At 72.5% G+C, this 10,873-nt stretch carries 9 protein-coding genes; 3 read left to right on the plus strand and 6 right to left on the minus strand.

Translation table 11 applies throughout. The annotated features are described in order from the left end of the window. Nucleotides 1-29: 29 nt before the first annotated feature. Nucleotides 30-803, minus strand: coding sequence for an SDR family NAD(P)-dependent oxidoreductase (locus A5481_RS25500; RefSeq protein ID WP_048433763.1), 774 nt, complete (start codon nt 801-803; stop codon nt 30-32). 377 nt (nt 804-1,180) lie between these two features. Between A5481_RS25500 and A5481_RS25505 the strand changes: the two genes are divergently transcribed. After that, on the plus strand, nt 1,181-3,037 hold the full coding sequence (locus A5481_RS25505; RefSeq protein ID WP_245238785.1) for a capsular polysaccharide biosynthesis protein: 1,857 nt from the start codon (nt 1,181-1,183) through the stop codon (nt 3,035-3,037). A 140-nt stretch (nt 3,038-3,177) separates the two neighbouring features. Here the strand turns inward: A5481_RS25505 and A5481_RS25510 are convergent, their stop codons facing one another. Continuing rightward, nucleotides 3,178-4,521 carry a capsule biosynthesis protein gene (locus tag A5481_RS25510; RefSeq protein WP_048433761.1) on the minus strand — a complete coding sequence of 448 codons (1,344 nt, stop codon included), beginning with the start codon at nt 4,519-4,521 and terminating at the stop codon, nt 3,178-3,180. 704 nt (nt 4,522-5,225) lie between these two features. Here A5481_RS25510 and A5481_RS25515 point away from each other — a divergent pair. Further along, nucleotides 5,226-6,461, plus strand: a complete 1,236-nt coding sequence (locus A5481_RS25515) for a polysaccharide biosynthesis/export family protein (RefSeq protein ID WP_048433760.1) — start codon at nt 5,226-5,228, stop codon at nt 6,459-6,461. 103 nt (nt 6,462-6,564) lie between these two features. Here the strand turns inward: A5481_RS25515 and ettA are convergent, their stop codons facing one another. The 4 genes from ettA to A5481_RS25535 form a co-directional block, all read right to left on the minus strand. Beyond that, on the minus strand, nt 6,565-8,217 hold the full coding sequence (gene ettA, locus A5481_RS25520) for an energy-dependent translational throttle protein EttA (RefSeq protein ID WP_048433759.1): 1,653 nt from the start codon (nt 8,215-8,217) through the stop codon (nt 6,565-6,567). A gap of 208 nt (nt 8,218-8,425) precedes the next feature. Continuing rightward, nucleotides 8,426-8,713 (minus strand): hypothetical protein, encoded by a 288-nt coding sequence (locus tag A5481_RS25525; protein WP_048433758.1) that lies wholly within the window; start codon nt 8,711-8,713, stop codon nt 8,426-8,428. Between the two features lie 10 nt (nt 8,714-8,723). Continuing rightward, nucleotides 8,724-9,635 (minus strand): DNA/RNA non-specific endonuclease, encoded by a 912-nt coding sequence (locus A5481_RS25530; RefSeq protein ID WP_245238784.1) that lies wholly within the window; start codon nt 9,633-9,635, stop codon nt 8,724-8,726. After that, nucleotides 9,632-9,868: a hypothetical protein gene (locus A5481_RS25535; protein ID WP_048433757.1), complete on the minus strand. Its 237-nt coding sequence runs from the start codon at nt 9,866-9,868 to the stop codon at nt 9,632-9,634. Before A5481_RS25535 ends, A5481_RS25530 begins: the two co-directional genes overlap by 4 nt. 270 nt (nt 9,869-10,138) lie before the next feature. Between A5481_RS25535 and A5481_RS25540 the strand changes: the two genes are divergently transcribed. After that, on the plus strand, nt 10,139-10,873 hold a 735-nt coding region (locus tag A5481_RS25540), incomplete at its 3' end, for a 1-deoxy-D-xylulose-5-phosphate synthase N-terminal domain-containing protein (protein ID WP_280946294.1).

A 10,873-nucleotide genomic window follows, 5' to 3' on the forward strand; every position in this document is an offset into this window, starting at 1 on the left:
TCTCCTTTTACCGCGCGACGGGGCCGGATTCAGCGCTGCTGGCGCTCGCTCATCCTGAAGCTGAAGCCGCGCATGCCGAGGCGGCGCCAGGATTCTGGGATGAGCGCCGCGCCCCGCGCCGCCGCGGCGAGGAGGCCCGGGAAGGCGATCACCGCCTCGTCGCGCGACAGCCCCTTGGCGATGCGCTTCGCGGCCGCCTCGGCGCTCATCTCGAGCGGGCGCCAGCCCTCGTAATCGGCGCCCATCGCGGTCTTCACGTAGCCGGGGCAGACCACGTTCATCCGCACGCCCCGGGGCGCCAGCTTCTCGCGCAAAGCCAGGCCGTGGGCGAGCAGCGCCGCCTTGGTGCCGCTATAGGCCGGCGCGTCGGGGAGCGGTGCGTAGGCGGCGAGCGAGGAGATCAGGGCCACCTGGCCCCGCCCCCGCTCCGCCATCCGGGCGACCGCCGGCAGCGCGACGTTGAGGGCGCCCATCAGGTTGACGTCGAGCACCAGGAAGGCGGTCTCCTCGGTCTCCAGGCCTCCGTCCGGATGGCCGCCATTGACCCCCGCATTGGCGACGACGAGGTCGAGGCCGAGTCGCGCCGAGACGTCGTCGATCCAGGCCCGCACCCCGTCCCGGTCGCGCACGTCGAGGGCGCGCGCCTCGACCGCGGCGCCCTTGCGCCGGCAGGCCTCCGCCACCGCCTCGAGCCGCTCAGGCCCGCGGGCGTTGAGCACCAGGGTGGTGCCGGGGGCGGCGTAATGCTGCGCCAGGGCCGCGCCGATGCCGCTCGAGGCGCCGGTGATCAGGATGACGGGCATGGCTCTCCTCCCGGACGGCCGGAACGCGGCGGCACGGCCGCGCCTGTAGCACGGCGGCTCCGGCCGGGGCGCGAAAAAATCCGATCGCCGCGGGACCGGAGAAATCAGAACGACTTTAACCGGAACCGGGGCAGGACGGGTGCCCGGTCGTCCGGCGCCCGCTCCCGCGCGCGGGGTGTGCGTGCTTGACGGGGCTGGGGTGATGTGGAACGGCCCCTGCTCCGGGTTGCACGACCGGGGCGGCTCGGTCCGCAGTGAGTGAGAGGCGGATGGATCGCGGCAAGCTGAAGCGGTTGTGGCCCCGGATGCCGTCGGAGTCGGAAGGCCCCGGCCCGCGGCGTTCGCGACGCCTGGGCAGCGAGCCGACCTCGCGGCGGGTGCGCCTGAGCGACCGCTGGGACGAGGGCTTCCTGCGGCTCGGCGACGCCCGTCCCGGGCGCGCCTTGAGCTACATCATCGACGGACTCGGCATCCACTACGACGCCACGGCGCCGAGCGAGCTCGAGGTGATGCTCGAGGAGGGCGGCTGGGAATCCGACGAGCTGATGGCCCGGGCCCGGGCCGGCATCGCGCGCCTGCGCGAGCGACGGCTCAGCCTCGACAACGACCCCCGTCGCCGCGACCTGCCGGCGCGCGAGGCCGGCCGCCGCCGCGTCGTCATCGTCGACCAGGCCGTCGGCGATCCGACGGTCGGCTTCGGCCTTGCCGGGGCCAGCGCCTTCTCGGCGATGCTGGCGGCCGCCGCCGCGGACGCGCCGGAGGCCGAGCGGCTGGTGGTGATGGACCCGGCCGCGCGGATCGGCCGGCGCGGCCATATCGACGCGGCGGCGGCGGAGGCCGCCGGCGCCCGCCTCGTGAGCGACCCCGTCACCGCCTGGTCGGTGGTCGAGGATTGCGACCGGGTCTACGTCGTCTCGGCCCATGCCGGCTTCGAGGCGGCACTCGCGGGCACGCCGGTGACCTGCTTCGGCCTGCCCTTCTATGCCGGCTGGAGCTTCACCGACGACCGGCTGCACCTGCCGCGGCGCACCCGCCGGCGCCGGCCCGAGGAGGTCTTCGCTGCCGCCTACCTGGTCTGCTCGCGCTACTTCGACCCGTATACCGGCGCGCCGGCCCGGTTCGAGGACGCGGTGACGATCCTCGACCTCGTTGCCTCGCGCTGGCGCGAGAACGCGGTGCCGACCCTCTGCGTCGGCTTCTCGGCCTGGAAGCGGGACTGGATCACCCGGACCCTGTCGGCGCCCGGCAGCCGGCCGGCGGTGCGCCGGGGCGACGCGGCGGTGACGCCGGGCGAGCTGGCGGAGGTCCGGCGCGTCGTGACCTGGGCCAGCCGGATGCCGGCGGGCACCGAGGCGGCGTGCTGCGAGGCCGGCCTGCCGCTCCTGCGCATGGAGGACGGCTTCCTGCGCTCGATCGGGCTCGGCGTCGCCCTGCGGCCGGGCGCCTCGCACGTCCTCGACGCCGCGGGCGTCTACTACGACGCCACCGCGCCGAGCGATCTCGAGCGCCTGCTCGAGACCGCGACCTTCCCCCCCGATCTCCTCGCCCGGGCGGCGTCCTTGCGCGAGGCGGTGGTCGCCGCGCGGGTCAGCAAGTACAATGTCGGCAGCGCCGCGATGCCGGCGATGCCGCGGCCGGGCCCGGTGGTGCTGGTCGCCGGCCAGGTCGAGAACGACGCCTCGATCCGCCTCGGGGCCGCCACGGTCGCGGGCAACGCGGCGCTCCTGCGCCTCGCCCGCGAGCGCAACCCCGGCGCGGTGATCGCCTTCAAGCCGCATCCCGACGTCGAGGCCGGCCTCAGGCCCGGCTGGGTGCCGCCGGACGAGATCAAAGCCCATGCCGACGTGGTCCTGCGCGACGTCTCGGCGGTCGACGCCATCGAGGCGGCGGACCGGGTCGAGGTGATGACCTCGCTGATCGGCTTCGAGGCGCTGCTGCGCGGCAAGCCGGTGACCACCCACGGCCTGCCGTTCTACGCCGGCTGGGGCCTGACCGAGGATCCCGGCTGCCCCCGCCGCACCCGCCGCCTCACCCTCGACGAGCTGGTCGCCGGCGCCCTGATCCTCTACCCGCGCTACGTCGATCCGCGCACCGGCCTGCCCTGCCCGCCCGAGGTGCTGGTGCAGCGCCTCGCCGAGGGCGACCCCGAGCTGGCGCGGCGCGCCCTCACACCGGAGGCGGTTGTCAAGCAGGTCTGGTCGCTGATCTGGCGCCGCGTGTTGCGGCGGGGCTGAGGGCCTCTCAGGTCCCGGCCGGCACGGCGACGCGCCGGCCGGGCGCCAGCTTGCCTCGGCCGCCTGCAGGCGGTGCCCTGAAACGCGAAACGGGGCCGTTCCGGCCCCGTCTGGTCGTCCGTCCCGTGTTGTCGTCGCGGTCAGGCGTTCTGCAGCGCCTCGATGCCCGGCAGCTCCTCGGCCGTCTCGGGCGCGGTCCGGGCCCGGGAGCGGACCTCGAGCCAGGCGCCCTGCGTGAGGTCGAGGCGGGAGGCGGTCGCCTCCACCGCCGCCGCCATGCCCTCGCCCTTGTAGTAGACGCCGCGGACCTGGATGTTGGCGACGATCGCCTTGATGAAGGCGTCCCAGAGCTCGCGGCGGGGCGGCTCGGCCTGCGTCCAGAACGTCTCGAGGGCGCCCTGATAGGTCAGGCCCTGGATGTCGTAGATCGCGGCGCCGAGCGTCATGGTCGGGATGTTGGCCCGCATCGACCACAGGCCGACGGTGCTGTTGACCGTGACGACGCCGCGGCAGCCGTCCAGCATCGCGCCGAGGTCGCCGCCGTCGGCGAAGTCGACCCGGTCGGTCACGCCCCACTTCTCCGCCGAGCGGCGCACGATGCGCGCCCAGTTGCGGATGCCGGGATCGAGGGGATGGATCTTGACGAGCAGGCGCGACTCCGCCGGCGCGTGCTCGGAGAACGAGCGGATCACCGCGTGGATCGGCGTCTTCAGGTCGAAGAACGGCGAATAGGCGCGCAGCTGGAAGTCGTTCTCCATCTGCAGCGGCAGCACGTAGTAGGTGGTGCCGGCCTCCCGCAGGCGGCGCACCAGGGCGTCGACCCGCGGCCCGGTGCGCTTGGCGCGCAGCATGTGCAGGCCGGTGCCGAGATAGATCAGGGCGTTGTGGTGCACCTGATGCGACTTGTAGCCGGGATAGAGCCACCAGAGCCAGTTGCTCATCAGGTGGTAGGCCATGTCCCACACGGCCTGGAGCTGGAAGCTGTCGCGGTAGCGCGGCACCAGGTCGGGCTCCGGCGCCTGGGCGGCGAGCGCCATGACCGCCTCCGGATCCTTGGGAAAGCAGCTGTCGCCCGACATGCCGTCGCGCTCCAGCGTGATCCAGTCCGGCCGCAGGTAGCCGAAATCCGTCACTGTCACGTTCAGCCCGCGGGCCTTGGCGGCGGCGACCGCGACCTTGTGGTAGTAGCGCTGCTCGCCGAGCAGCATCAGGTCGGTCACGCCCTCGCGGTCGATCAGGTCGGCGATGAAGGCCGGCCAGGTCTCGCGCGTGCCGCGGAAGTTGACCCCGCCGGCCCGGCGCCAGAACATCCAGTCGCCGAAGCAGAGGTTGACCCGCAGGCAGCGGTGGCCCCGCGCCTCCAGGGCGTCGGCGACCCGGGCGAAGAACGGCGTGATCGGGCCCTGGAGGAACAGGAAGACCTGACGCCGGCCCGGACGGATCGGCTGGTTCGGCTCGACGATTCGCGCGGGATCAGCTCTCACGGACACACCTCGGGTCTGGGCGGGAGCCGGCGGCCGATCATGTCTGCCGGCGGGGCCCTGGGACGGCGAAGGCCCGAGCACGCTGCGGTCAGCCTGCCCGGACGGATATTCGGGGCGCGCGGGTTGCGCGCGAGCCGCTGACGACGCGGACAGTATCGGCCGGCCCTCGCCGGACAATGGCAAATCCGCAACACGTGCGATAAAAATCGCAGCGTTTCCAACGAGCCGTCGCCGCGCGGATCCGGGCGACCGTCGCCATAAGGCCTGCGATCTGGGCAGGAACGTGGAGATTCCGGGGTCGTGCCCGGGATTCACACGTCCGGGCGCCCGGATCCGTCCGGCGCGGCATCCGTGCCACGGGCGGCGTCCTACCGCCACGCTCGCGACGCATTTGCGGTCGAGGGCCTTCGGTCCGGGCAGCCCGCCGTCCTGCATGTGCCGCAGGCCCATCGTGGGGCCTGTGCAACACGCGCGCCGCTTGTGCACACCGGAGCGTCCCGCGGGGCTGCGTTCATTCGATCGTAGCGATCCGGGGTGCTAGAGGAAGGGTGGCGAAGCGTGGCCGCGTGCGGCCGCGCCGGCGCGCGCCCGCCCGGTCGGCGCGGCGATACGGCCGGCTCGCCTGCAATCCGCGGGCGGTCGAGGTGGAGAAGACCGGGAGGGACCGTCGCGGACGGTCCGTCGTGTGGTTCGGAGGGTGGTGCATGGTGCGCGTCGGGATGCCAGCGGTTCTGGCGGCGGCTTGCCTCATGGCGGGTTGCAGCAGCTTCCTGCCCGCGGCGGGGCCGACGGCGAGCGCGGTCGCGGAAGGCGCCGACATCGCCACCGACCAGGGCCTGCTCGCCCGCTACGAGATCGTCGACGTCGACGCCGCCGTGGTCGAGGCCCTGCGCGGCCGGCCCCTCGACAGCCTGCTCGCCTCCTTCGGCGATCGCCGCCCCGCGGTGCAGCCGGTGATCGGCGTCGGCGACGGCGTGACGGTGACGATCTGGGAGGCCGGCAGCGGCGGCCTGTTCTCCGGCCCGGCCATCGCCGACCGCTTCTCCACCGGCTCGAAATCCTCGAGCATCCCCGAGCAGATCGTGGCCCGCGACGGGACGATCTCGGTGCCCTATGCCGGCCGCATCAAGGTGGCGGGCAAGCGCGCGGCCGACGTCCAGGCGCAGATCGAGCAGGAGCTCGCCGGCAAGGCGATCCAGCCGCAGGTGCTCCTCACCGTCAACTCGCCCCTCAGCACCAGCGTCACGGTGCTCGGCGAGGCGGCGGCCGGCGGGGGCGGCGCGGCACGCCTCGCCGCGGCACGCGGCGGTCCGGCCTCCAACCTCGGCGGCGGCCGCGTGCCGTTGACCGAGAAGGGCGACCGGCTGCTCGACGTCATCGCCACGGCGGGCGGCGTCGCGGCGCCGGTCAACGAGACCTTCGTGCGGCTGTCGCGCGGCACGACCACCGCGACGGTGCCGCTCACCGCCGTCGTCTCCAACCCGCGCGAGAACATCTTCCTGCGCCCCGGCGACACCCTGACCCTGGTGCGCGACCCCCAGACCTTCCTGGCGGTCGGCGCGACGGGGGCGAATTACGAGATCCCGTTCTCGGCCGAGGGCATCACGCTCGCCCAGGCGCTCGCCAAGTCCGGCGGCCTGCGCGACTTCCAGGCGGATCCGGCCGGCGTGTTCGTGTTCCGGTTCGAGCCGGCCTCGGTGGTGCGCCGCCTGCACCCGACGAGCCCGCTGCTGTCGTCGAACTTCGTGCCGGTGGTCTACCGGATCAACATGCGCGACCCCAACAGCCTGTTCGTCTCCCAGGCCTTCCGGATGCGCAACCGCGACCTCGTCTACGTCTCGAACGCACCCTTCACCGAGGTCCAGAAGGTGCTCAGCGTGTTCTCCACCGTCACCTCGCCGATCGCCTCCGGCGCCTCGCTCTACTCGGCGACCCGGTAGATCGGGGACGACCCGGACATGAAAAAGGGCCCCGCGGGGCCCTTTTTCATGTCCGGGATCATGCCAGAGGGGCGGCGCCGGGGCGCCGCCCCCGATCCGCCGCTCAGCGGCTGAACTTCTTGTACTTGATCCGGTGCGGGATGGTGGAATCGACGCCCAGGCGCCGCTTCTTGTCCGCCTCGTAATCGGCGAAGTTGCCCTCGAACCACTCGACGTGGCTGTCGCCCTCGAAGGCGAGGATGTGGGTCGCGATCCGGTCGAGGAACCAGCGATCGTGGCTGATGATCACCGCGCAGCCGGCGTAATCCTCCAGCGCCTCTTCGAGCGCCCGCAGGGTGTCGACGTCGAGGTCGTTGGTCGGCTCGTCGAGCAGCAGCACGTTGGCGCCGCTCTTGAGGATCTTGGCGAGATGGACGCGGTTGCGCTCGCCGCCCGAGAGCACGCCGACCTTCTTCTGCTGGTCGGAGCCCTTGAAGTTGAAGGCGCCGCAATAGGCTCTGCTGTTGATCTCGCGCTTGCCGAGATACAGAATGTCGTTGCCGCCGGAGATCTCCTGCCAGACGGTCGCGTCGGGGTTGAGCGCGTCGCGGGACTGGTCGACGTAGCCGAGCTTGACGCTCTCGCCGACCCGGATGTCGCCCTTGTCGGGGGTCTCCAGCCCGTTGATCATCCGGAACAGGGTGGTCTTGCCGGCGCCGTTCGGGCCGATCACGCCGACGATGCCGCCCGGCGGCAGCTTGAACGACAGGTCGTCGATCAGCAGCCGGTCGCCGAAGGCCTTCTCGAGGTGGTCGAACTCGATGACGTTGTTGCCGAGCCGCTCGGCGATCGGGATGACGATCTGGGCGGTCGAGGGCCCCTTCTCCTGCGACTTGGCGACGAGGTCCTCGTAGCGGGCGATACGGGCCTTCGACTTGGCCTGCCGGGCCTTCGGCGAGGCCGAGACCCATTCCTGCTCGCGCTCGATGGTGCGCTGGCGCGATTCCTCCTCGCGGCCCTCCTGGGCGAGGCGCTTCTGCTTCTGGACCAGCCAGGACGAGTAGTTGCCCTCGTAGGGGATGCCCCGGCCGCGGTCGAGCTCGAGGATCCAGCTCGTGACGTTGTCGAGGAAGTAGCGGTCGTGGGTGACGATCAGGATCGCGCCCGGATAGGTGCGCAGGTGGCCTTCGAGCCAGCCGACCGTCTCGGCGTCGAGGTGGTTGGTCGGCTCGTCGAGGAGCAGGAGCTCGGGCTGCCACAGCAGCAGGCGGCAGAGGGCGACGCGGCGGCGCTCGCCGCCCGACAGGGTCGCGACGGCGACGTCGTCGCCCGGGCAGCGCAGGGCGTCCATCGCCTGGTCGACCTTGGAATCGAGATCCCACAGGCCCTTGGCCTCGATCTCGTCCTGGAGGCGGGTCATCTCGTCCGCCGTCTCCTCGGAGTAGTTCATCGCGAGCTCGTTGTAGCGATCGAGGATCGCCTGGGACTCGGCGACGCCCTCCATCACGTTCTCGCGGACGGTCTTGTCCGGATCGAGCTGCGGCTCCTGCGGCAGGTAGCCGACCCGCGCGCCCTCGGCCACGAACCCGTCGCCGTTGAACTCGGTGTCGATGCCCGCCATGATGCGCAGGAGCGTCGACTTGCCGGCGCCGTTGACGCCGAGCACGCCGATCTTGGCGTCCGGGTAGAAGGACAGGTGCACGTTGTCGAGCACCTTCTTGCCGCTGGAATAGGTCTTGGTCAGACCCCGCATGTGGTAGATGAATTCACGGGCCATGGCGGTGATCCTTCAGGGTTCTGGCGCGCGGTCCGTCATCCGATGGTCCTGGCCGGATTCGGGCCGGCTCCCGGGAGACGATCGTGACCGCCGGGCGCCGGCGCGGGCGGCCGCGCGTGGGAATGGGGAGTGCTCCCGCGCTTACCAGGGCCGCCGGGGGGGTGCAAGGCGGCGTGAGGGCGCCCGGTGACCCCCATCGGCGTCCCCGTCACCCGAACGGGTTCCTGACCTCCTGCGTCGCCACCCGGACCTCCTCCGCCCGCTCCGGAAGGTCCGCCTCGCCTTCCAGCGCCGCGACGATCGCCGCCAGGGCCTCGGCCAGCGCGCGTGCCCGCTCCAGGCTCTCCCGGTCGCGGGCGAGGTCGAGCGAGCCGTGGAGCGCGATCCGGGCGGTGCCGTTCTCCAGGGTCAGCCCGCCGAGGGTCTGGACCGCGTCATCGTCGGCGAAGGGGGTGAAGGCGGGCGTCGCGTGCGCGGGCGGCTTCTTCTCGGACATGGGCGTCCTCTCAGAACAGCGAGCGGAGGAAGTCGCGCCAGGCGCGGCGGGCGGCGCGGCGCAGCTCGGCCGCGAGCCAGTCGAGGAGGCCGGGCTCGCGGCGGCTGCGCGGGCCGCCGGCATATTCGTCGCGCCTGGGCTCGGGCAGCGGCATGATCCGGCGGCGGACGGAATCCGGCAGGTCCGGAAAGGCGACGATGCCGCCGATCGCCGCCAGCTGCTCGAGGGAGATCGCCTCCCAGGCCTCGCCCGGGGCGTTGCGGGCGAGGTAGACCCCCGCCTCGCCGCGATTGGCGTCGTAGACCGCCTTGAACAGCCGGGTCGGGATCAGCACCCGGCCGCGCAGGGACTGCACGCTCGCGCCCTCGAACAGCGGGCCGGTTACGACGAAGAGGTCGCCGCGCTCGACCGCCAGCGCCCGGACGCTGCTCTCGATCCCGGCCCAGAGCCGGCGGTTGTCGTCCGGGTTCTGCGGCACGATGTTGGCGAGGGTGAAGGACTCGGCCTGCGCCGTCGGGGTCGGCATGTCGCCCGACGGCGCCATGTGGCCCCGGTCCCAGCCGCTGCCGGCGTAATCCGCGAGGGTGGATTGCGCCGCCTCCGGCAGCCCCTCCTCCTCGTGGAAGGCGTCGACCCGGTCGACCCGGCGGGCGGCCTCGACCCGCGCCGCGGTGAGGTGCTCGGCGGCGTAGAGCGGCGTGCGCGAGAGGCCCGAATAGAGGACCGCGAAGGCCTGGTAGCACAGGAGCGTGGTGTCGGCGGACAGCCGCGGATTCGTCAGCACCGGGAGCGTGCCGCCGGCGAAATGCTCCGGGCAGCTGCGCGCCGGCGCGGCCGGGGCGGCTCCCGGCAGGACCAGGAGGAGCGCCAGGAGGAGGCTGCGGGCCGGCGGCGTCACGGGGCAGACCACCTTTCCGATCACCCGCAGATCCGCACCCGCCGCAGCCCGTCCGGCGTCGGCCGCAGCCGCCAGGTGCAGACCGGCACCCGGCGCCGCGAGACGATGTCGCAGGTGCGGTCGGACCGCGTGCAGGTCGGCAGGTGGGGCAGCCAGGCGGGGTCGAGGGCGGGATAGAGGGGCAGCGCCCGCACCTGACCCGGCACCGCCAGCAGGGTGCCCAGGATGAGCGCGCGCGCCGCTATCGACCGTCCCATCTGACCTCCGCGCGGGGATGCGTATTGGCGAGATCGCGCCCTACCCGGCCACTCTAACGCATCCCCGTGCAGCTGTCGCCTCGCGGCCGGAATTCACCGTGAGTTCAGGATGTTCTTGGGAGTTGTTGCCCTGCGCACAGGCGCAACCGTGGGGTCCGGCAGGCGCCGATGGCGCGATCCGTCGCTTGCGGTATAACGGCCGCCATCTGCGAGGACCCCGGGCCGCGATGCCCGGCGGGGTCCGTCCTCGAAATGAGCGAGTGTCACCACGTGTCCGACCTGGTTCTTCCCCTCCTCGACCGCGTCCGCATTCCCGCGGACCTGCGCCAGCTGCCCGAGAGCGACCTGACGCAGCTCGCCGCGGAGCTGCGCGCCGAGACCATCGACGCCGTCTCGGTCACCGGCGGCCATCTCGGCGCGGGCCTCGGCGTCATCGAGCTCACCGTCGCCCTCCACTACGTCTTCAACACCCCCGACGACCGCATCATCTGGGATGTCGGCCACCAGGCCTACCCCCACAAGATCCTCACCGGACGCCGCGACCGCATCCGCACCCTGCGCCAGGGCGGCGGCCTCTCGGGCTTCACCAAGCGCGCCGAGAGCCCCTACGACCCCTTCGGCGCCGCCCACTCCTCCACCTCGATCTCCGCCGGCCTCGGCATGGCCATCGGCCGCGACCTGTCCGATGCCTCGGCACGAGCGCGCGGCGAGACCCCGCCGCGCCGCAACGTCGTGGCCGTCATCGGCGACGGCTCGATCTCGGCCGGCATGGCCTACGAGGCGATGAACAATGCCGGCGCGCTGAAGTCGCGCCTCATCGTCATCCTCAACGACAACGACATGTCGATCGCGCCGCCCGTCGGCGCGATGTCGTCCTACCTCGCGCGCCTCGTCTCGGGCGACACCTACCGCAGCCTGCGCGACACCGCCAAGCAGTTCGGCCGCCTGCTGCCCAAGGCGATCTACGACACCGCCGCCCGCGCCGAGGAATACGCCCGCGGCATC

The sequence above is a fragment of the Methylobacterium platani genome, assembly GCF_001653715.1.
In the GTDB taxonomy this organism is placed as follows: Bacteria; Pseudomonadota; Alphaproteobacteria; order Rhizobiales; family Beijerinckiaceae; genus Methylobacterium; species Methylobacterium platani.

Coding starts and splice junctions, on each gene's coding strand:
- A5481_RS25500 (WP_048433763.1), bottom strand. CDS start 803: ATGCCCGTCATCCTGATCACCGGCGCCTCGAGCGGCATCGGCGCGGCC.
- A5481_RS25515 (WP_048433760.1), top strand. CDS start 5,226: ATGGTGCGCGTCGGGATGCCAGCGGTTCTGGCGGCGGCTTGCCTCATG.
- ettA (WP_048433759.1), bottom strand. CDS start 8,217: ATGGCCCGTGAATTCATCTACCACATGCGGGGTCTGACCAAGACCTAT.
- A5481_RS25525 (WP_048433758.1), bottom strand. CDS start 8,713: ATGTCCGAGAAGAAGCCGCCCGCGCACGCGACGCCCGCCTTCACCCCC.
- A5481_RS25535 (WP_048433757.1), bottom strand. CDS start 9,868: ATGGGACGGTCGATAGCGGCGCGCGCGCTCATCCTGGGCACCCTGCTG.